Source organism: Tritonibacter aquimaris, from assembly GCF_009617595.1.
Classification (GTDB): Bacteria; Pseudomonadota; Alphaproteobacteria; order Rhodobacterales; family Rhodobacteraceae; genus Epibacterium; species Epibacterium aquimaris.
On the sequence record NZ_WIXK01000001.1, the window covers coordinates 660156 to 679976 of the forward strand.

Annotated in this window: 20 protein-coding genes and 1 pseudogene; 15 read left to right on the top strand and 6 right to left on the bottom strand. The window is 57.5% G+C overall.

Features of this window, described 5'->3' with window-relative positions; translation table 11 throughout:
- Nucleotides 1–142 precede the first annotated feature (142 nt).
- On the top strand, nucleotides 143–1501 hold the full coding sequence (locus GG681_RS03145) for a calcium-binding protein (RefSeq protein ID WP_153544952.1): 1359 nt from the start codon (nucleotides 143–145) through the stop codon (nucleotides 1499–1501).
- 191 nt (nucleotides 1502–1692) lie between these two features.
- Here GG681_RS03145 and GG681_RS03150 read toward each other — a convergent pair.
- A pseudogene (locus GG681_RS03150) lies at nucleotides 1693–1923 on the bottom strand (peptidylprolyl isomerase); the annotation flags it as partial.
- 126 nt (nucleotides 1924–2049) lie between these two features.
- Here GG681_RS03150 and GG681_RS03155 point away from each other — a divergent pair.
- Nucleotides 2050–3366, top strand: coding sequence for a calcium-binding protein (locus GG681_RS03155; RefSeq protein WP_153544954.1), 1317 nt, complete (start codon nucleotides 2050–2052; stop codon nucleotides 3364–3366).
- 191 nt (nucleotides 3367–3557) lie between these two features.
- Here the strand turns inward: GG681_RS03155 and GG681_RS03160 are convergent, their stop codons facing one another.
- Both GG681_RS03160 and GG681_RS03165 read right to left on the bottom strand, forming a co-directional pair.
- Nucleotides 3558–4121: a peptidylprolyl isomerase gene (locus GG681_RS03160; RefSeq protein WP_153544956.1), complete on the bottom strand. Its 564-nt coding sequence runs from the start codon at nucleotides 4119–4121 to the stop codon at nucleotides 3558–3560.
- A complete protein-coding gene (locus GG681_RS03165; RefSeq protein ID WP_153544958.1) occupies nucleotides 4114–4620 on the bottom strand; it encodes a peptidylprolyl isomerase in 507 nt (168 codons plus the stop codon). The genes GG681_RS03160 and GG681_RS03165 overlap by 8 nt, the downstream gene beginning before the upstream one ends.
- Before the next feature lie 152 nt (nucleotides 4621–4772).
- Here GG681_RS03165 and GG681_RS03170 point away from each other — a divergent pair, with 152 nt between their 5' ends.
- The 3 genes from GG681_RS03170 to GG681_RS03180 all read left to right on the top strand — a co-directional run bounded on the left by GG681_RS03170 (nucleotide 4773) and on the right by GG681_RS03180 (nucleotide 7243).
- Entirely contained in the window at nucleotides 4773–5951 is a 1179-nt protein-coding gene (locus GG681_RS03170; protein ID WP_153544960.1) for a phosphoglycerate kinase, read from the top strand.
- A 190-nt stretch (nucleotides 5952–6141) separates the two neighbouring features.
- Nucleotides 6142–6738, top strand: a complete 597-nt coding sequence (locus tag GG681_RS03175) for a LysE family translocator (protein ID WP_153544962.1) — start codon at nucleotides 6142–6144, stop codon at nucleotides 6736–6738.
- Nucleotides 6739–6943: 205 nt separating this feature from the next.
- Nucleotides 6944–7243, top strand: coding sequence for an FtsB family cell division protein (locus tag GG681_RS03180; protein WP_153544964.1), 300 nt, complete (start codon nucleotides 6944–6946; stop codon nucleotides 7241–7243).
- A gap of 113 nt (nucleotides 7244–7356) precedes the next feature.
- Here the strand turns inward: GG681_RS03180 and GG681_RS03185 are convergent, their stop codons facing one another.
- Nucleotides 7357–8511 (bottom strand): phytanoyl-CoA dioxygenase family protein, encoded by a 1155-nt coding sequence (locus GG681_RS03185; RefSeq protein ID WP_153544966.1) that lies wholly within the window; start codon nucleotides 8509–8511, stop codon nucleotides 7357–7359.
- An 80-nt stretch (nucleotides 8512–8591) separates the two neighbouring features.
- On the opposite strand from GG681_RS03185, the gene GG681_RS03190 reads away from it, so the two are divergent.
- Entirely contained in the window at nucleotides 8592–9617 is a 1026-nt protein-coding gene (locus GG681_RS03190; protein ID WP_153544968.1) for a LacI family DNA-binding transcriptional regulator, read from the top strand.
- Here GG681_RS03190 and GG681_RS03195 read toward each other — a convergent pair.
- Entirely contained in the window at nucleotides 9614–10510 is an 897-nt protein-coding gene (locus GG681_RS03195; RefSeq protein WP_153544970.1) for an alpha/beta fold hydrolase, read from the bottom strand. The genes GG681_RS03190 and GG681_RS03195 overlap by 4 nt on opposite strands.
- A 167-nt stretch (nucleotides 10511–10677) precedes the next feature.
- A complete protein-coding gene (locus tag GG681_RS03200) occupies nucleotides 10678–11133 on the bottom strand; it encodes a MaoC/PaaZ C-terminal domain-containing protein (protein WP_153544972.1) in 456 nt (151 codons plus the stop codon).
- Between the two features lie 193 nt (nucleotides 11134–11326).
- Between GG681_RS03200 and GG681_RS03205 the strand changes: the two genes are divergently transcribed.
- From GG681_RS03205 to GG681_RS03245, 9 genes are all read left to right on the top strand, one after another.
- Nucleotides 11327–11680: a CidA/LrgA family protein gene (locus GG681_RS03205; RefSeq protein WP_153544974.1), complete on the top strand. Its 354-nt coding sequence runs from the start codon at nucleotides 11327–11329 to the stop codon at nucleotides 11678–11680.
- Nucleotides 11673–12404 carry an LrgB family protein gene (locus tag GG681_RS03210; RefSeq protein ID WP_153544976.1) on the top strand — a complete coding sequence of 244 codons (732 nt, stop codon included), beginning with the start codon at nucleotides 11673–11675 and terminating at the stop codon, nucleotides 12402–12404. The genes GG681_RS03205 and GG681_RS03210 overlap by 8 nt, the downstream gene beginning before the upstream one ends.
- A 123-nt stretch (nucleotides 12405–12527) precedes the next feature.
- A complete protein-coding gene (locus GG681_RS03215; protein ID WP_153544978.1) occupies nucleotides 12528–13106 on the top strand; it encodes a LysE family translocator in 579 nt (192 codons plus the stop codon).
- 220 nt (nucleotides 13107–13326) lie between these two features.
- Nucleotides 13327–14316 (top strand): pyruvate dehydrogenase (acetyl-transferring) E1 component subunit alpha, encoded by a 990-nt coding sequence (pdhA, locus tag GG681_RS03220; protein ID WP_153544980.1) that lies wholly within the window; start codon nucleotides 13327–13329, stop codon nucleotides 14314–14316.
- A 10-nt stretch (nucleotides 14317–14326) separates the two neighbouring features.
- Nucleotides 14327–14716 (top strand): VOC family protein, encoded by a 390-nt coding sequence (locus tag GG681_RS03225; protein WP_153544983.1) that lies wholly within the window; start codon nucleotides 14327–14329, stop codon nucleotides 14714–14716.
- A 4-nt stretch (nucleotides 14717–14720) separates the two neighbouring features.
- A complete protein-coding gene (locus GG681_RS03230) occupies nucleotides 14721–16094 on the top strand; it encodes a pyruvate dehydrogenase complex E1 component subunit beta (RefSeq protein ID WP_153544985.1) in 1374 nt (457 codons plus the stop codon).
- 9 nt (nucleotides 16095–16103) lie between these two features.
- On the top strand, nucleotides 16104–16373 hold the full coding sequence (locus GG681_RS03235; protein WP_153544987.1) for a DUF5076 domain-containing protein: 270 nt from the start codon (nucleotides 16104–16106) through the stop codon (nucleotides 16371–16373).
- A 33-nt stretch (nucleotides 16374–16406) separates the two neighbouring features.
- Nucleotides 16407–17711 (top strand): pyruvate dehydrogenase complex dihydrolipoamide acetyltransferase, encoded by a 1305-nt coding sequence (locus GG681_RS03240; RefSeq protein WP_153544989.1) that lies wholly within the window; start codon nucleotides 16407–16409, stop codon nucleotides 17709–17711.
- A 229-nt stretch (nucleotides 17712–17940) separates the two neighbouring features.
- Nucleotides 17941–19665 carry a methyl-accepting chemotaxis protein gene (locus tag GG681_RS03245; protein WP_194287127.1) on the top strand — a complete coding sequence of 575 codons (1725 nt, stop codon included), beginning with the start codon at nucleotides 17941–17943 and terminating at the stop codon, nucleotides 19663–19665.
- Nucleotides 19666–19821: the final 156 nt, after the last annotated feature.

Consider the following 19821-nt stretch of genomic DNA (forward strand, 5'->3'; position numbering starts at 1 on the left):
TGATCGGGGCTTTGTCGTGTTTTCCACCTCCATTTTTCTATCTCCATATTTGTATTTTTCGTGTTGCTCGCCTTTGAATATGTTGCAAACCACCTAGGGTGGATTTAGTGAAAGTTAATATTACTTTTGCGAGGATTTTCCGTTGGCCAATATAACGTTCAGACCCTTTAACGATAATTTTGATATTGAAGACGTCCGCACCGCGCTCGCGTTTCTGTGGGAAAGCTCTCAGGTAGATGAGATCGGAACAGACACACTAATCACCATTCGATACATCGGCACCACTTACGAAGATCTCGCTGACATATACATCGAGTTTTACGGCGATTTTAGCTCTGATAACTTCGAAGACTGGCAAATCGACCGCGTTGAAATGGGTCAGGGTACTGAAGTTGTTCTGACACTGGATGAGCTGTCGATCAACGGCCCTGAAGTTGGTGCGCAGGATGGGGACAACCTGCTCAGCTTCCTTATGTCTGGCAATGACACCATCACCACAGAAACCAACTTCGCTGATGCTGTCGTTGAAGGATACGATGGCGATGATCGTTTTGCTATGGCATCGTCTGGCTTGCATGTTGCTGGCGGTCGCGGCCAGGACACGGCGGTGTTTGATTTCGGAGTGCGCGACGCAACGATACAGGCAGAAACTGTAAGACCCGAGGGCGAAACGCAAGAATTTCATATCCTGCGCGTAACCAATAGTGATGACACCGAATATACGCTCTATGAGATCGAAGCGACAGAGTTCAACGGTGAACGCTATGAAATCACAGGCGGTTCTGCTGACAGTGACCTACTCACTGGCTCCCCCAATACCCGCGATCTGATCGCTGGGGCTGGCGGAAACGATACTATTCTGGGCGGCAACGGCGCAGACCTGTTGATCGGCGAAGGCGGCGACGACACCATCCTGGGCGGCAATGGAAGAGATTTCATCCAAGCCGGCACAGATAATGATATGGTACGCGGCGGTAACGGCGCCGATCGCATTCTGGGCAATGAAGGTAATGACGTACTGCGCGGTGGGTTTGGCCGCGACACGCTGAATGGTGGCGAAGGCAACGACCGGATCTATGGCGGCAAAGGGTTTGACCTACTGAATGGCAGCCGCGGCAATGACCGCCTGTTTGGCGAAGCGCGCAACGACACGCTGCGGGGCCAACTTGGTGACGACAGCCTGTTTGGTGGCTCGGGCAACGATATGCTGTTTGGCGGTCAGGGCAATGATCTTCTGCGTGGCGGTGCCGGTAACGACTTTTTCAATGGCGGCGCAGGTGACGATGTCTTTGTCTTTACATCAGGAAATGGCGACGATCGCATCGTTAATTTTGCCGCGGGTGAGGACACCATCCGCATCCAGGATGGAGCGGATTCACTTGAAGACCTCAGCTTTGAAACCCTGGGCGATGACGTTCTGGTCAGCTTCTCCGATGTGACCATTCTGGTCCAGGATGTTGAACTGAACGCGCTGCAGGATGCGGACAACTTCCTGTTCTGATCTGGCCACCCTGCCCCGATCAATACTAGCTACAGCAAAGGCGGCATTCGGTGCCGCCTTTATCTTTTTATAAATACTCAAATCCAACGCAGGCCAAACAGGCAGGCAAAGGTGCATAGCCGCAGCTGCGCGCAACAAAAAACCACGCGAAGACAGATCTCCGCGTGGCTCTATCAGGCAAAGCGATCCGTTTACTCGGTCGCTGCATCCTCGATCACAGTGACCTTGCTCATCCGGTCCGGCGCACCGATGACCGCGCCATTGGGGCCACGGCCACGTTTGATCGCATCAACCACATCCATGCCTTCGGTGACTTCGCCCACAACGGTATATTGACCGTTAAGGAAATAGCCCGCGTCAAACATGATGAAGAACTGCGAATTGCCGCTATTTGGGTTTTGCGAACGCGCCATGCCAACAACGCTGCTACACATGCAGAGATGCAACTAAACCACCCCAAACCGTTCTCACCCTGCTTGCAAATTTACTAAACCTTAACCATTACACTTTTGAGCAAAGTTTTTTGAAAATATTTCAGGAATACGAATATGACCAGAATCACTGTCGTCTCCGGGGATCATGGGCTGTCTCAAATCTCTCTCTACCTCCTCCCTGACTTCACCGCTGACAACGTTGAGCTGGCTACCCGCACAAACTCCGTTCTGCTCTTTCAGAGCAACAACGGCTTTTTTGTCCGCATGCTCGGCGAATTCACCGGCGACGATATCTCGCTATGGACGCTTACAGGACTGGAAGTGGGGCGTGACAATCAGACTCAGATCCGCGCAACTGATTTTGAAATCGGCTTTAATGAATACACGCAGATCACAGACCCAGCTGACCTGATCGATGCAACCCTGTCAGGGAGTGATGTGTTCGTCTCGCAAAACGACGCTGACAACAACTGGGATTCAGGCGCAGGCGACGACACGCTCAACCTTGGTCGTGGGGATGACTTGATTTTTGCAGGTGAGGGTATTGACCGTCTGATCATCGACGATAATTTTGCCAACGCTGAGTTCCTCGACACACCGGACCGAGTTGCTGTGCGCAGCAATGATGGCACCGACACCTTGTTTGGTGTCGAACTGCTCCAGTTCAACGACCGCCTTGTCACAATTGCGCGCGACTTCTCACTGTCCGGGGGCGCAAGACTCAGCGGCGATCAGTTCAGCGCGACCCGTGATGATGTTCTGCTCGCAGGCGAAGGCAATGATACTCTTCTGGGCGGTATTGGTGCAGATCTGTTGATCGGCGAAGGCGGCGACGACACCATCCTGGGCGGCAATGGAAGAGATTTCATCCGAGCCGGCACAGATAATGATATGGTACGCGGCGGTAACGGCGCCGATCGCATTCTGGGCAATGAAGGTAATGACGTGCTGCGTGGGGGCTATGGCCGCGACACGCTGAATGGTGGCGAAGGCAACGACCAGATCTATGGCGGCAAAGGGTATGACCTACTGTATGGCAGCCGCGGCCACGACCGTCTGTTTGGCGAAGCGCGCAACGACACGCTGCGGGGCCAACTTGGTGACGACAGCCTGTTTGGTGGCTCGGGCAACGATATGCTGTTTGGCGGTCAGGGCAATGATCTTCTGCGTGGCGGTGCCGGTAACGACTTTTTCAATGGCGGCGCAGGTGACGATGTCTTTGTCTTTACATCAGGAAATGGCGACGATCGCATCGTTAATTTTGCCGCGGGTGAGGACACCATCCGCATCCAGGATGGAGCGGATTCACTTGAAGACCTCAGCTTTGAAACCCTGGGCGATGACGTTCTGGTCAGCTTCTCCGATGTGACCATTCTGGTCCAGGATGTTGAACTGAACGCGCTGCAGGATGCGGACAACTTCCTGTTCTGATCTGGCCACCCTGCCCCGATCAATACTAGCTACAGCAAAGGCGGCATTCGGTGCCGCCTTTATCTTTTTATAAATACTCAAATCCAACGCAGGCCAAACAGGCAGGCAAAGGTGCATAGCCGCAGCTGCGCGCAACAAAAAACCACGCGAAGACAGATCTCCGCGTGGCTCTATCAGGCAAAGCGATCCGTTTACTCGGTCGCTGCATCCTCGATCACAGTGACCTTGCTCATCCGGTCCGGCGCACCGATGACCGCGCCATTGGGGCCACGGCCACGTTTGATCGCATCAACCACATCCATGCCTTCGGTGACTTCGCCCACAACGGTATATTGACCGTTAAGGAAATAGCCCGCGTCAAACATGATGAAGAACTGTGAATTGCCGCTATTTGGGTTTTGCGAACGCGCCATGCCAACCACACCGCGCTCAAAGGGCAGCTGGGAAAACTCCGCGGGCAGATCCGGGCGGTCAGACGCCCCGGTGCCTGCGCGGCGCATGTCGCCACCCTCTTTGCCAAATTGCACATCACCGGTCTGGGCCATAAAGCCATCAATCACCCGGTGAAACACAACCCCGTCATATTGGCCCTCAGCGGCCAATGCGGTGATCTGCTCAACGTGTTTGGGCGCAACATCTTCAAACAGGTCAACGGTGATGGTGCCATTGGCTTCACCTTCAACCTCGATGGTCAGCCCCGAGGCAAATGCCGGACCTGCCACCAGAAGTGCCAGCGCAGTGGCAAGCTTACGCATCCGCAGCCACCTTAACGCTGATCATGCGGTCGGGGCTCGCAGGCGGCTCACCACGGGTGATCGCGTCTACGTGCTCCATGCCTTCAATCACACGGCCATAGACGGTGTATTGACCGTTCAGGAAGTGGTTGTCGCTGAAGTTGATGAAGAACTGCGAGTTAGCAGAATCCGGGTTGGCGGAACGCGCCGCGCCCAGGGTGCCACGGTCGTGCGGCAGCTTGGAGAACTCAGCTGGCAGATCCGGCAGCGACGAGCCACCGGTGCCCGCCATACGCAGGTTGAAATTGTCTTCCATGTCGCCATTGGCCACATCACCGGTCTGCGCCATGAAACCATCAATCACACGGTGGAACGCCACATTGTCATATTCACCGCCGCGCGCCAGTTCTTTCATGCGTTCCGCATGCTTGGGTGCAACATCGGGCAGCAGTTCAATGACCACTTTGCCGTCTTTCAGCTCAACGATGATTGTGTTTTCGGGATCCTTGATCTCGGCCATGTGGCCCTCCTAATGCAGTAGAATTGCAGCGATTGTTACGGTGGTTCCGTCCGAATGCCAAGGGAGCATTGACGCAGCGGCAAAAACAGCTGAAACAGGCCGCGTTAATCTCTTGTTAGATATCACTGCCGATTTATTCAAAGGAGCGCCGCATGGGCTGGAATTCACTGGATGATATGGACCTGAACGGCAAACGGGTTCTGGTGCGCGTTGACATCAACGTACCTGTTGAAGCGGGCCGCGTAACCGATGACACCCGCATCCAACGCATTGCCCCGACGATCAAAGACATCCTTGCCGCCGGTGGTAGCCCGATCCTGCTGGCGCATTTCGGCCGCCCCAAAGGCAAAGTGGTGCCGGAAATGTCGCTGAAACCGCTGGTGCCCGCGCTTGAAGCTGTGTTTGGCACCGATGTAACGTTTATCGAAAAACCCAGCCGCGACGCCATTGATACCCTGGCGCAGGATACCGTTGTGCTGGTGGAAAACACCCGTTTCAGCGCAATGGAAGAAGCCAATGACCCCGAGATGGCGAAATTCCTTGCCACTTTGGGTGATGTCTACTGCAATGATGCGTTTTCCGCTGCGCACCGGGCCCATGCCTCAACCGAAGGTGTGGCGAAGCTTTTGCCAAATTGCGCCGGTCGTCTGATGCAGGCGGAACTCACCGCACTCGAAAGCGCGCTGGGTCAGCCACAGCGCCCGGTCACCGCGGTTGTGGGCGGCGCAAAGGTTTCGACCAAGCTGGAGCTTTTGGGCAATCTGGTGGAAAAGGTCGACAATCTGGTGATTGGCGGCGGCATGGCCAATACGTTCCTTGCGGCGCAGGGTGTGGATGTGGGCAAATCGCTGTGCGAACACGACATGGCCGGCACTGCCACCGAGATCCTGAAAAAAGCCGAAGCTGCGGGCTGCACCATTGTACTGCCCAGCGATGTGGTGGTGGCGCGTGAATTCAAAGCAGGCGCTGACAATGAAACCGTCGCGGCCACGGCCTGCCCGGCGGATGCAATGATTCTGGACGCAGGCCCCGCCACGGTTGAAGCGGTCGCTGGCGTTTTGTCAGATTCCAAAACCCTGATCTGGAACGGGCCGATGGGCGCCTTTGAAATCACCCCGTTTGATGCGGCCACCAATGCAGCAGCGCAAAAAGCGGCAGATCTCACCAAAGCGGGTGATCTGATTTCGGTTGCAGGCGGCGGCGACACCGTTGCCGCGCTCAATCAGGCCGATGCGGCGCAAAGCTTCACCTATATCTCCACCGCCGGTGGCGCATTCCTGGAATGGATGGAAGGCAAAACCCTGCCAGGTGTTGCCGCGCTGGAGCAGTAAACAAGCTGTTGCTGCGGGGGCCAAGCGCTCCCGCGCCTTTATGGAGGGCTAAAGCCCACCAACAGACTTGGGCCCAGCACCGCGCTTTGCGCGGTGCTGTTGTGTTTGGGGAGATGGTTTGCAAAACACCCCTTGAAACCGGGCCATGCTTACGGTTCTGTCTTTTCAGACCCCCATCAGGATCACCCCCATGCAGCTCACCCATCTTCTGGCATTTAACCTCGCGCTTCTGGCTGCCATCGCAAGCCCCGGCCCGGCGCTGTTGGTGGCGATCAAAACCAGCTTGACTGCGGGACGTCGCGCAGGCATTGCCATTGGGCTTGGCCTTGGGCTGATGGCCGCGCTCTGGACGCTGGCTGCGCTCATCGGGCTTGAAGCGCTGTTTGTGCTGTTTCCCTGGGCCTTTACCCTGGTGAAAACCATCGGCGCGATTTACCTCATTTACGTGGCCTTTGGCATGTGGCGCCACGCCCGCGCCCCGCTTGCGCCACAGAACAAACCCTCCTCTCATGCTTTCCGTCAGGGGCTGCTGATCAATGCGCTCAACCCCAAGGCCGTGCTGTTTGCCGCTGCGGTGCTGGTGGTGGTCTTTCCCAAAAACATGAGCCTTGCGGAAAGCCTGATCATTGTCACCAATCACCTGCTGGTCGAATGGCTGTTTTACCTCGCGCTGGCCTACGCCATGAGCAGTCGCGCGGTTAGCCAGCGCTACCTGCGCGCCAAACCCTATATGGACCGCAGCGCCGCCGTGGTGCTGGGCGGGCTTGGGCTGAAGCTTTTGCGCTAAACCCGCCTTTAGGTCAGCGCGCCACAATTTCATCACCTGTGCGAAAAAAAACGCGTCCTTGGCCAATAAAAGGATTCACAAGCTGAAATGATTGTGTCATAAACAAGGCAGACGTCGGAAAACGGCGCAAAAACAAAAACTTGGCGGTAAATTTACCAAGGGAAACTTGAGAGCCTTTAACAGGGCAAACATACAGGCAACCACATTGACCCGAAGCTCGCGGCCCAATCTGGGCACTTTCTTCTTTTTTGCTGTGGCGTTCGCATTGAGCGCCTATTTCACCTTTGCAGCAATTCAGGGGGACTTCGGTCTGTTTCGCCGGGTTGAGATCCAAGCTGAAGCTGACACGCTGCAGCAGGATCTCAACCGGCTTTCAGCCGAGATTGACGAGATGGAAAATCTCACCAAACGCCTGTCTGACAATTATCTCGATCTTGATCTGCTTGATGAACAGGCGCGCTCGGTTCTGGGCCTGCTGCGCTCGGATGAGCTGGTGATCCGCTAAGCCTCCCCAATCGATCAGCCCATATCATTTGTTCTGACGGGTGCAGTATATCTGACCCGTTCGTTTTGGCCTGCCCACCTGAAACACAGCCGGGCACAGCCAGTCGTTTGCCCCTATGCGCCGCGCGCCTCAGCCATCTGATCAAGATGTGCGCCAAACTCAGCCGCGCTCAGATCTTCGGCCAGGGCCCGCGCCATAAACGCCGCCTGTGTTTCTGGCGCTAGGCCATGTGCTGGCGGGTCACGGTCCAGATTGGTCGGGAAGGAATAGCCCTCGGCGCAGGCCGCAATCGCCGCACCCTGCTCCGCCGCGCTAAGGCTGCTGTTGCGCATCACCGGATAAAGCAGCCGACACATCTTATCGCGGTCCACCGTCTCCATTGCGCGCCCAAAGGCCGAAGACACCTGCAACAAATTCACAAACCGGTGGATGTCGGCGCTGCTATTGGCGCCAGCCGCATGAAACAGCGCCGGGTTGAAAAACACCGCATCACCCTTTTCCAGCGCCAGCTGCACATGACGCGCTTCAAACAGGGCGCGGAAATCGTCGCGCCGCCAGGCCGCATAACCCGGACGGTAGGCCTGCGAAAACGGCAACAGCTTGGTTGGCCCGCTGTTGAGCGGCATGTCACAATGGGCCACCGCCCCCTGTAGCGTCAAAATCGGCGAGACATCATGCACATGCGCCGGATAAGACGCGCTGACATCCGCGGTCTGAAACCCCAGGTGATAATCACGATGCGCCTGCTGCGCCGCGCCGCCCGGATGCACCAGATTGACCTGCGCCGTCATCTGATAATTCGGCCCCAACCAGGCTTCAGACATCGCTGCAATCGAGGTATTGGCGAAATAGCGCACAAACACATCCGGAGCCGCCTCGCACAGTTTTTGCAGCGAATTCCAGATCCGGTCATTGGCCCCAGACGCGGCAAAATGATCACCTCCCCCACCGCTGCCGCGTTTTTCTGCGTCGATAATATCCAGATAGATCGCGGTGGCCTGATCGAGCACTTCCGTGTCAGCATAAGCGCGCTTCAACACCACCACACCCGCGCCGCGGCCCAGCACCCTGGCCCATTCGCCCATCAGGGCACGGCGCGTGGTGCCATCCTCCAACATCGGGCGCAGCGCCGCCATGTCATAGATCGGAATGTTTTTCTCAACGGCCATTGCCTGTGGCACGTCTTCCGCCGCAACGCTCTGGTCGATCAGCGCGGTAAACGCCGCAATATCACAAAGCTCTGGCGTGTAATAAGATTGCTCGCTCATCTGTTGTCCTCCCTTTGGTCTGGCAAATCTAGCGAAACCAGCGCTTGCAGTGCGGCGCAAAACACATCAAAAACACATCAATGACCCATCGCTTCCCAATCAAAGAAATCGCACGTCAGGCAGGTCTTGGCCCCGCCACCATTGACCGGGTGCTCAACAATCGCGCCAATGTCAGCACCCAGACCCGGCTGCGGGTTGAGGCCGCAATCAACGAGCTCAGCGCCCAGGAAGCCCAGCTCGCCGCCAAAGGCCGCCGGGTGTTCTTTGATATGGTGATCGAAGCGCCGCGCCGCTTTAGTGCTGAGGTCAGATCAGCCGCCGAAGCGCTGCTGCCGCAGATCGAAACCGCCGTCTGCAGGCCGCGTTTCATTGCGCAGGAAATCATGGAGGAAGATGAGGTTGTTGCCATCCTCAACCGCATCTTAAAACGCGGCAGTCACGGGGTCTGCCTCAAGGCGCGCGACACGGTGAAAATCCGCGCGGCAGTTGATCGGCTGATGCAGGCCAAAATCCCGGTGGTCACATTGGTTACAGACATCGCGGCCACCACCCGCCTTGCCTATGCCGGGCTTGATAATGCCGGCGCCGGGCGCACCGCCGCCTACTTGCTGGCCAATACGCTGGGCGATACCACCGGTCAGCTGCTAACCACCCAAAGCCACGCGCGTTTTCTTGGCGAAGAGGAACGCGAAGCCGCCTTTCGCGACACCCTCAAAAGCCTCTGCCCCAGGCTGCAGATCGTATCGCTTCAGGGCGGCAGCGGCGTGGATGTGGAAACCTCCAAACTGCTGTCAGAGCTGCTGCGCGGGGTTTCTGACCTGCGCGCGGTCTATTCCATGGGCGGCGGCAACCGGTCTATTCTGGAAACCCTTGCCGCCCATCGGCTCAAACCGCAGATCTATATCGCCCATGATCTTGACCGCGAAAACCGCGCCCTGATTGCGGATCATCAGCTCAGCTTTATTCTGCACCATGATCTGCAACACGACCTGCGCGGCGCGTTTCAGGCGTTTTTGAGCTATCACCAGATCTCACAGGCACCGGTTGCGCAGCAACTTTCAACGGTGCAGGTGATCACGCCCTACAACATTCCGCCAACTTCCTAAGATCCGGGCAGATCAAAGAAGGCGCGCAGATGCGTCATCACCGCCTCTGGCGCTTCTTCGGCCAGATAATGCCCCGCAGGCACCGCGCTGCCGCTGACCTCCCCATCGCTATAGGCACGCCACAGCGCGAGCGGGTCGTAGAATTTGCCAATGATCCCATGATCGCCCCAAAGCGCCAGAAGCGGGCACTGAATACGCTGGCCATCAGCGCGGCTTTGGCGGTCATGGTCCAGATCAATCGTCGCTGCGGCGCGGTAATCTTCGCAGATGCCGCGGATCACCTTGGGGTCGCGAATATGGTTCAGATAATCCTCCAGCGCGCGCGGATGAAACAGCTCCGTGGCCGTGGGCGCGCGGCCGCAGTGGTGATGAAACCAGCCCTCGGGATCTGCGCCAATCATTTCCTCTGGAAAGGGCGCAGCCATCGACAGGTAAAACCAATGGGCATAGGTACGGGCAAAGGCCATATCGGTGCGTTCAAAATGTTCAAGCGTTGGCACAATATCCAGAACCGCCAGCCGTTCCACCCGGCTGGCATGATCCAGCACCAGCCGATGCGCCGTGCGCGCACCGCGATCATGGGACAGCACCGAAAACCGCGCATGATCAAAATGATCCATCAACGCAATGAAATCCGCAGCCATCTCCCGTTTGGAATAATGCGCATGATCCGCACTGGCCACAGGTTTCGCCGACACGCCATAGCCGCGCAGATCCGGGCAATAAACGGTGAAATGGCGCGCAAGCTCAGGCGCGATCGCATGCCACATCACATGGGTCTGCGGATTGCCATGCAAACACAACAGCGCAGGCCCCGTCCCGCCCCGGCGCAGCCGCACCGGGCCCGCAGGCAGATCCACCGTCATCAGGTCAAACCCATCAAAAAACGTCATATCTCATCCTCACTGCACGGGCTGTTTTTGCGGATCTGGCACCCGCACAAACACTGCCGTTTCTTTGGCGCGGGCGCACCTAAAATACAAAATTTTCTGCCAACATAAACGCCGCAATCCCCACCAGACCAGCCCGAAATGCGCACCAAAGCATTGCCCGCTGCGTTTCAACCTGGGCGTTTTGGCACCGAAATCGTGCCTTTCCAGTATTGCACCACCACCCCATCCTGATTGATCACATCAACATGAAACCGCAACTTGGCGGCGCGGGAATTGGGCTTGGGATCCAGCGTCTCGATCACTTCCATCTCATTGCGCAGCTGATCGCCCGGACGCACCGGATAAAGCCATTTCAGCTCTTCGATCGACTGGCCAATCAGCCCGCCCGCAATATTGAACTCACTTTCAACCAGCAACCGCATCGACATCGCCGCCGTATGCCAACCACTTGCTGCGAGCGTTTTAAACAGGCTGCCCTCTGCCCCCTCATCTGACAGGTGAAACGGCTGCGGATCATAGGCGCGGGCGAAATCGATGATCATCTCCCGCGTCACCTCCAGCTGCGGTGAGCTGAACCGATCCCCCACCTGAAAATCATCAAAATAGCGCTCTTGCCGTGTCATCGTTCACCCATCCTTTGTGCAACGCCCAAACCAAAGACGCGCGCCCCAGCCAAAACCCAGCCACCGCCCGACTGCAAGGCAAACGTTGCGGCCCATAGCCTGTGTGCCACATATCCCGTTCCGTTGCCCGCATTAGGCTTGAGCTTGCGCGCCACCCCTGACAGGTATCACCGCATAAATCCGGAGGACCAAGATGCTGGGGTTTTTAACCGTAATACTGCTGTGCCAACTCGGCGGAGAGCTGGTGGTGGGCGCGCTCAACCTGCCAATACCGGGGCCGGTGATGGGCATGGCTATTCTGTTTGTCATATTGATCCTGCGCGGCGATGTGCCCAAGGGTCTCGAAGACACTGCAAATGGGCTGTTGCGGATGATGTCATTGTTGTTTGTGCCCGCAGGCACCGGGGTGATCTTGCATTTTCAACTGATAGGTCAGGCACTTCTGCCACTAAGCCTTGCGCTCATCCTCAGCACCACTGCAACCATTGCCATCACCGCGCTGCTGATGCGCTGGCTCAGCAAACCTGAGGCGCAGCAAGATGGATAACCTGCATGAAACCTGGGTCTACCTCAGCGCCACGCCGCTGTTTCACCTGACGCTGACGCTGGTGGCGTTTCAGATCGCCAGCTGGCTGTTCGAAAAATCAGGCCGCACGCCGCTGTGTAACCCGGTGCTGATTTCGGTGCTGCTGGTTGTGGCTGTCTTACTGCTGACCGGCACCAGCTACACCACCTATTTTGAAGGTGCGCAGTTTGTGCATTTCCTGCTTGGCCCCGCCACGGTGGCACTGGCAGTTCCGCTTTATCGCCAATGGCATCATGTGCGCCGCTCGGGCGTGGCGATCCTTGTCAGCCTGCTTACGGGTTCAATTGTGTCGATCCTCACCGCGCTTGGCGTCAGCTGGGCTATGGGCACCACGTCTGACGTACTGGCATCGCTTGCGCCCAAATCCGTCACCGCACCGGTGGCAATGGCCATCGCCGAAGAGCTTGGCGGCCTGCCCTCATTGACTGCCGTGCTGGTGATTGTCACCGGCATCTATGGCGCAATGTTTGCCCCCTACATCCTCAACGCCATCGGGGTCAAAGACTGGCGCGCCCGCGGCCTGGCAGTCGGCACCGCCAGCCACGGCATCGGCACCGCCCGCGCGCTTCAGGTCAATGAAACCGCCGGAGCGTTTTCCGGCCTGGCCATGGGTATCAACGCATTGGCCACCGCGCTGATGCTGCCCATCCTCTGGAGCGTTCTGTCACCGCTGTTTGGGTTTTAAGCCCGCATTTCAGCCGTCATAAAAATTGCGAAAACCACATGTAAACCAGCGGACCATGTGGTTTTCCCTCTTCATACCCGCGGCCCCATGCGCCCACGTTCATTCACTGAAACGGTGCAGCCCATGATCGGGCCAATGGTTGCCTTTGTGATTGCCTCCACCATCACGCCGGGGCCCAACAGCATCATGATTATGACCTCGGCGGTGAACTACGGCTTTCACCGCACCCTGCCCCATATCTTTGGCGTGGCGGTTGGCATTACCCTAGTGATCAGCCTTGCGGGCCTCGGGCTGCAGGCCTTGCTGGATCTGTTCCCGGCGCTGTGGCTGGTGTTGACACCGCTGTTCTCTTGCTACCTGCTCTATCTTGCCTGGAAGATTGCAACCGCCGCTCATCCGGGGGGATCCGGTGCCACTGGCACCCCGCTCAGCTTTTTTCAGGCGCTTTTGTTTCAATGGATCAATCCCAAGGTCTGGGCGTTGGGAGTGACCGCGCTCACACTTTTTGCGCCGCAGTATGAACTGCATAAGGTGCTGCTTGTTGCCACGACATTTGCGCTGGTTGGGATCGCATCAAACACGCTTTGGGCTGGGGCTGGCACCTATATAGCACGATTGCTGATGTCACCGGGCCGGCTGCGCGTGTTTAATCTCTGTGCCGCGCTGGCGCTGTTGCTGTCGTTGCTGCCAGGGCTGCTGTGATCGCTGTGCACGGGCCCCAGCAGTCAGTTGTTCCGTTCATCCCGCTTTAACCAAATTCGGTGTATCACGCGGCCGTGCGGCCAGCCTGAAAACGGGCATTTTCAGCACCAAAACAACACAACCCCAAATTGTGCAAGATTATCGCTCGCCTCCGCGAGAAAAATGCTTTATGAATTAGTTTAACACTAAACTATCTTGCCAAAAGGGGGAGACCGCCACCATGGCCGCAAGAAAATCCACTGCGAAATCAAACGTTTCGGCAGATGAGCTGAAACATTATTACCGCGAGATGCTTTTGATCCGCCGATTCGAGGAAAAAGCAGGCCAGCTCTACGGCATGGGTCTGATTGGCGGTTTCTGCCACCTCTACATCGGTCAGGAAGCGGTTGTTGTGGGCCTTGAGGCCGCAGCCGAAGAAGGCGACAAGCGCATCACATCCTATCGCGATCACGGCCATATGCTGGCCTGTGGCATGGATCCAGGCGGCGTGATGGCCGAACTGACCGGACGCGAAGGGGGCCTCTCCAAAGGTAAGGGCGGCTCCATGCATATGTTCTCGAAAGAGAAACATTTCTACGGGGGCCACGGCATTGTGGGCGCACAGGTGCCACTGGGTGCCGGTCTTGCCTTCTCTGATAAATACAAAGAAAACGGCCGCGTAACCTTCACCTATTTTGGCGATGGTGCCGCGAACCAGGGCCAGGTTTACGAAACCTACAACATGGCGCAACTCTGGGAGCTGCCGGTTGTCTTTGTGATCGAAAACAACCAATACGCCATGGGCACCTCGGTGCAGCGCTCCACCAAATCCCCATCTTTGTGGGAACGTGGCGCCGCTTATGGCATCGCAGGCGAAGCGGTGGATGGCATGAATGTGCTCACCGTCAAGGAAGCAGGCGAACGCGCCGTGGCACACTGCCGCGCGGGCAAAGGCCCTTATATCCTTGAAGTGAACACCTATCGCTACCGCGGCCACTCCATGTCGGATCCGGCGAAATACCGTACCCGCGAAGAAGTGCAGAAAATGCGCGACGAGCGTGATCCGATCGAACAGGTCCGCGACATGCTGCTGACTGGCAAACACGCCACCGAAGATGAGCTGAAAGCGATCGACAAAGACATCAAGAACATTGTCAACCAGGCCGCGGATTTCTCCAAAGAAAGCCCCGAACCTGCGCTCGAAGAGCTCTGGACCGACATCTACGCCTGAGGTCGCTGATATGCCCCATTTTGAAATACATGCGCGCGATGTGGAAGAGGCCAAGGTGTTTTACACCGGCCTCTTCGGCTGGAGCTTTGCTCCGATGCCGGGTGGTGAAGATGCGGAATATCACCTGATCGAAGGCTCAGACATTGGTCTTGGCCAAACGCTGACAGGCGGGCTGATGCGCCGCTTTGATGCAACGCCCGCCGCCGGCAGCCCGGTGCGCGGCGGCACAATGACATTTGAGGTGGCAGATTGCGATGAACGCTACGCCTGGGCGCTGGCCCATGGCGGCAGCGAAGCCCTGCCCCCCACTGATTACCCAGGCATAGGCCGCTGCGCCTATGTGGAAGATGGTCAAGGAAACATCGTCGGGATGATCACCCCGGCCACTGAGGAAAACTAAAGACATGGCAACTGAAATCCTAATGCCCGCCCTGTCGCCCACGATGGAAGAGGGCACATTGGCCAAATGGCTGGTGAAAGAAGGCGATACCGTAAACTCCGGCGACATCCTGGCGGAAATCGAAACCGACAAAGCCACCATGGAATTTGAAGCCGTGGACGAAGGTGTTGTGGGCAAGATCCTGATCGCGGAAGGCTCTGAAGGGGTCAAAGTGAACACTCTGATCGCAGTGCTGGTGGAAGAAGGCGAAACCTATGACGCCTCGGCTGCCGCGCCAAGCGCACCAGCCGCAGAAGAAGCCGCCCCCGCCGAGGCACCTACGGCGCCTGCAGCGGTGCCAGCTGCTGCCGCGGTTGAGGTGGTTGAGCTCGCGCCAGACTACCCCGAGGGCACTGAAATGGTTACCGTCACCGTGCGCGAAGCGCTGCGTGACGCCATGGCCGAAGAGATGCGCGGTGACGAAAACGTCTTCCTGATGGGCGAAGAAGTGGCCGAATATCAGGGCGCTTATAAAGTGTCGCAGGGCCTTCTGGATGAGTTCGGCTCCAAACGCGTCATCGACACGCCAATCACCGAGCACGGCTTTGCCGGTATTGCCACCGGTGCGGCCTTTGGTGGTCTGCGTCCGATCGTGGAATTCATGACCTTCAACTTTGCCATGCAGGCAATCGACCACCTGATCAACTCTGCTGCCAAGACGCTTTATATGTCCGGTGGTCAGATGGGTGCGCCGATGGTGTTCCGTGGCCCCAACGGTGCCGCAGCCCGCGTGGGCGCCCAGCACAGCCAGGACTATGCCGCATGGTACATGCAGGTGCCCGGTCTTAAGGTTGTGATGCCCTACTCTGCCGCAGATGCCAAAGGTCTGATGAAGACCGCCATCCGCGACAACAACCCGGTGATCTTCCTGGAAAACGAGATCCTTTACGGTAAATCCTTTGAGGTTCCGAAACTGGATGATTTCACCATTCCGTTTGGCAAGGCCCGCATCTGGCGCGAAGGCTCTGATGTGACCATCGTCTCCTTTGGCATTGGCATGACCTATGCGCTGGAAGCGGCGGATAAGCTCGCCGAAGAGGGTATCTCGGCCGAAGTCATCGACCTGCGCACCCTGCGCCCGATGGATCTGCCCACCGTGCTGCAATCTGTGCGCAAAACCAACCGTCTGGTCACTGTCGAAGAAGGCTGGCCGCAGGGCTCTGTTGGCTCCTACATCGCATCCGAAGTCCAGCGCGAAGCGTTCGACTACCTTGATGCGCCGGTTGTGACCTGCACCGGTAAGGATGTGCCGATGCCTTATGCGGCAAACCTTGAAAAACACGCGCTGATCACCACCGACGAAGTGGTCGCAGCCGTGAAACAAGTCACCTACCGCTAAGGACACGAGATGTTCTGGAAAAAGAAACAACCGACCCAAGACATTGGCAGCCCAATGTTGATCGCCTTCCGGATAGAAAACGCAGACAGTACGCTTGCGGTGCATCTGGAGCCCGATCAACTGGGCAGCCCCGGCGAGGTTGGTGTCATGCTGGCGGATATTGCCCGCCAGATGGCACGGGCTTTGGTGCAGTCAGGTTATGACGGCACCGAAGCGCAGGCTTTCAACCAGATCATCAACATTCTTAATGCAGAAGCAAACGCACCAACGCAGCCCTAATGGGTCGTAAGGTACAATAAGGAGGCATCGCCAATGCCAACTGAAATTCTTATGCCAGCACTGTCGCCCACCATGGAAGAGGGGACTCTGGCGAAATGGCTCGTCAAAGAAGGCGATACCGTCTCCTCTGGCGATCTGATTGCCGAGATCGAAACCGACAAGGCCACCATGGAATTTGAAGCCGTGGATGAAGGTGTTGTGGGCAAGATCCTGATCGCGGAAGGCTCTGAAGGGGTGAAAGTGAACACCCTGATCGCAGTCCTTCTGGAAGACGGTGAAAGCGCAGATGACATCGCCACAGGCGGATCCGCGGCCCCTGCCGCAGCGGCTGCCGAGGAGGCACCTGCTGCCGCCGAGAAAGCCGCCCCTGCGCCGGCTGCCGCCCCAGCTGCACCCGCAGCGGCAGATGGTACCCGCATCTTTGCATCGCCTCTGGCGCGCCGGATTGCGGCTGACAAAGGTCTCGACCTCAGCACCATCGCAGGCTCAGGCCCGCGCGGTCGTATCATCAAAGCAGACGTGGAAAACGCAACCGCAGCCCCCAAAGCTGCCGCCGCAGCCCCCGCAGCTGCCGCCGCCGCGCCCGCGCCTGCTGCAGCCCCCACCGGCCCCTCGGCCGATCAGGTTGCCAAAATGTACGAAGGTCGCGCGTTTGAGGAAATCAAACTCGACGGCATGCGCAAAACCATTGCTGCGCGCCTGTCTGAAGCCAAACAGACCATCCCGCATTTCTACCTGCGCCGCGACATCAAACTCGACGCGCTGCTGGCCTTCCGCTCACAGCTGAACAAACAGCTCGAAGGGCGTGGCGTAAAGCTCTCGGTCAATGATTTCATCATCAAAGCCGTGGCCAACGCGCTGCAGGCGGTGCCTGCTGCCAATGCGGTCTGGGCTGGTGATCGTGTGCTGCAACTGAAACCGTCAGACGTGGCTGTTGCGGTTGCCATTGAGGGTGGCCTCTTCACCCCAGTTCTGCAGGACGCGGACATGAAATCGCTTTCGGCCCTGTCGGTTGAAATGAAAGACCTGGCCAAACGCGCCCGCGAACGCAAACTGGCCCCGCATGAATACCAGGGCGGCGCCTTTGCCATTTCCAACCTTGGCATGTTTGGCATCGACAACTTTGACGCCATCGTGAACCCGCCACACGCAGGGATCCTTGCTGTGGGTGCAGGTGTCAAAAAACCGGTGATCGATGCCGAGGGCAATGTCTCTGCCGCCACCGTGATGAGCGTGACCATGTCGGTTGATCACCGCGTGATCGACGGCGCTGTTGGGGCAGACCTGCTCAAGGCGATTGTTGAGAACCTGGAAAACCCGATGGTAATGCTTGCATAAGCTACCCTAAATTCAAAAAACCAAATCTGGGCCGGGCATTGTTCCGGCCCTTTTTTATTAATGCATTCGGCAAATTGCAGGTCATAGCCATATAAAACCCGCTTTGAATCGTTTACGTAACAAAAATATTACAGACCGTTCAAATTGAATGGAAATTCCATTTTTCCGTTTAGAATTCGAAAATCCGAAATGGACAATATGCGCGCAGGACACAACTGCAGAGCACAGCATGAAACAGATCCTCGCCTTATCCGACGCAGGGAGATTCCTGCATTCGATGAATTTTCGCATTTCACTTTTGGTCTCGGCTTTCACCCTGATTGTTGCCATTCCGATTGCTTTTTACGCCGCCCTCCAGCTGGAGCGCATTTCCATTACCGCAGCCCGCGACATGCAATACGAACTCACCCGCGCTTTGGTCAAAGACGTGGCGCAACCGGTGCAGCTTGGCTTTTCCGGCACCGTGGATGAACGGCTCAACTATGTGATTGAGCGCGCGGGCGAAAATTTCCAATACGCCCGCATCACCAAATCCAACGGCGTCATCATGAGCGAGCAAGGCAGCGCCATCGCCACAGATCAGCTCACCGCCCTGGAACAGCAGGTCGCCGAAAGCCTGACACCTTACACTTCTGAAGATGGTTTCCAGCTGATCTACCCGATCCTGTCGAAAAAGGGCAAATTGCGCGGCACGCTGGTGATGGTCTGGGATCCCGCCGCCACCTATGCGGCGCTGCGCAAAAGCCTGTGGCATGAGGCCGAAGCAGGCGCGGTGCTGCTGCTGATCGCCAGCACCATCTGCTTCCTGATCCTGCGTCGGGTTCTCAGCCGTCCACTGCGCGAGTTGGGCACCAGCGTCAATCTGATCACCGCAGGCCAATATGATCGCAAACTCTCCACCAGTGAGCGCCGCGATGAACTGGGGGAAATCGCCCGCCGGATTGAAGGGCTGCAAATCACCCTGGCTGAGGGGCGCGCCGCCACCAATGCCCGCATTCAGGATCAGCACGCCCAGACCCGCGCGGTTGACCAGCTGCGTCAGGGGCTGGCGGCTCTGGCCCGGCGCGACCTTGCCTATCGTATGAACGAACCCCTGCCCGGCTCCTACGAAGCCCTGCGCGAGGATTTCAACTCGGCGCTGGACGGTCTGTCCAACACCATGGGTCAGGTGCTGGGCAGCGCCTCCGATATCTTAGGGCGCAGCTCTGATATCCGGCAAGGTTCCGGTGATCTCTCCGGCCGCATCCACAGCCAAAGCGACGCGCTTGGCGACGTCGCCCAAAGCATGGGCGCGCTGACCCAATCGGTGCAAAACGCCGCCGAAGGTGCACGCACCGTCAACGCCATTGTCGGCCAGGCCGTCGACGAAGCGCAAAACAACGCCGCCGTGGTTGAACACGCGGTCTCTGCCATGCAGCAGATCGAAGCCAGCGCCAGCAAGATCGCCACCATCATCGCCACCATTGATGACATTGCATTCCAGACCACTCTGCTCGCGCTGAATGCCGGGGTTGAGGCCGCGCGCGCAGGTGAATCTGGCGCAGGTTTTGCCGTGGTTGCATCAGAAGTGCGCAACCTCGCCCTGCGCACCTCGCAGGCCGCAACCGAGATCAATACCCTGATCACCGATGCCACCTCCCATATCGAAAATGGTGTCAACGAGGTGCATAATACCGGTGATGTGCTTCAGCATATCATCACCCGCATGAGCGAGATCTCCAACCGCGTCAGCGCCTCAGCCGAGGGTTTTGTCAGCGACAGCCAAGAGCTGCAGGCGCTGTCTGGCCGGGTTGATGAACTTGGCACCCTCAGCAGTGCCAATGATCAGATCGTGGAACGCAACACCCAATCGGTTGATCTTTTACGCGATGAGGCCGCCCATCTGGACACGCTTGCAGGGGCCTTTACCCTGCCCCGCACGCAGCAAACCAGCCCAAGCGCGGCTGCGGCCTGATAGACGCCGCAGCACAAACCAGCCAAATCAAAGCCCCCGCAGATCAGATCTCTGCGGGGGCTTTCTTGTTGAAAACGCGGATAAATCCACAAAAACGCCGATCCGCGCGCCGCTGTAAGATCATTTTTAAGATATTTCAGCTCATATACAGGCGTA

What these genes read in the sequence shown, in the direction of transcription:
- GG681_RS03170 (WP_153544960.1), top strand. Translation starts at nt 4,773, where the DNA reads ATGGGCTGGAATTCACTGGATGATATGGACCTGAACGGCAAACGGGTT.
- GG681_RS03210 (WP_153544976.1), top strand. Translation starts at nt 11,673, where the DNA reads ATGGATAACCTGCATGAAACCTGGGTCTACCTCAGCGCCACGCCGCTG.
- GG681_RS03190 (WP_153544968.1), top strand. Translation starts at nt 8,592, where the DNA reads ATGACCCATCGCTTCCCAATCAAAGAAATCGCACGTCAGGCAGGTCTT.
- GG681_RS03200 (WP_153544972.1), bottom strand. Translation starts at nt 11,133, where the DNA reads ATGACACGGCAAGAGCGCTATTTTGATGATTTTCAGGTGGGGGATCGG.
- GG681_RS03230 (WP_153544985.1), top strand. Translation starts at nt 14,721, where the DNA reads ATGGCAACTGAAATCCTAATGCCCGCCCTGTCGCCCACGATGGAAGAG.
- GG681_RS03155 (WP_153544954.1), top strand. Translation starts at nt 2,050, where the DNA reads ATGACCAGAATCACTGTCGTCTCCGGGGATCATGGGCTGTCTCAAATC.
- pdhA (WP_153544980.1), top strand. Translation starts at nt 13,327, where the DNA reads ATGGCCGCAAGAAAATCCACTGCGAAATCAAACGTTTCGGCAGATGAG.
- GG681_RS03195 (WP_153544970.1), bottom strand. Translation starts at nt 10,510, where the DNA reads ATGACGTTTTTTGATGGGTTTGACCTGATGACGGTGGATCTGCCTGCG.
- GG681_RS03175 (WP_153544962.1), top strand. Translation starts at nt 6,142, where the DNA reads ATGCAGCTCACCCATCTTCTGGCATTTAACCTCGCGCTTCTGGCTGCC.
- GG681_RS03215 (WP_153544978.1), top strand. Translation starts at nt 12,528, where the DNA reads ATGATCGGGCCAATGGTTGCCTTTGTGATTGCCTCCACCATCACGCCG.
- GG681_RS03225 (WP_153544983.1), top strand. Translation starts at nt 14,327, where the DNA reads ATGCCCCATTTTGAAATACATGCGCGCGATGTGGAAGAGGCCAAGGTG.
- GG681_RS03160 (WP_153544956.1), bottom strand. Translation starts at nt 4,121, where the DNA reads ATGCGTAAGCTTGCCACTGCGCTGGCACTTCTGGTGGCAGGTCCGGCA.
- GG681_RS03245 (WP_194287127.1), top strand. Translation starts at nt 17,941, where the DNA reads ATGAAACAGATCCTCGCCTTATCCGACGCAGGGAGATTCCTGCATTCG.
- GG681_RS03185 (WP_153544966.1), bottom strand. Translation starts at nt 8,511, where the DNA reads ATGAGCGAGCAATCTTATTACACGCCAGAGCTTTGTGATATTGCGGCG.
- GG681_RS03165 (WP_153544958.1), bottom strand. Translation starts at nt 4,620, where the DNA reads ATGGCCGAGATCAAGGATCCCGAAAACACAATCATCGTTGAGCTGAAA.
- GG681_RS03205 (WP_153544974.1), top strand. Translation starts at nt 11,327, where the DNA reads ATGCTGGGGTTTTTAACCGTAATACTGCTGTGCCAACTCGGCGGAGAG.
- GG681_RS03235 (WP_153544987.1), top strand. Translation starts at nt 16,104, where the DNA reads ATGTTCTGGAAAAAGAAACAACCGACCCAAGACATTGGCAGCCCAATG.
- GG681_RS03240 (WP_153544989.1), top strand. Translation starts at nt 16,407, where the DNA reads ATGCCAACTGAAATTCTTATGCCAGCACTGTCGCCCACCATGGAAGAG.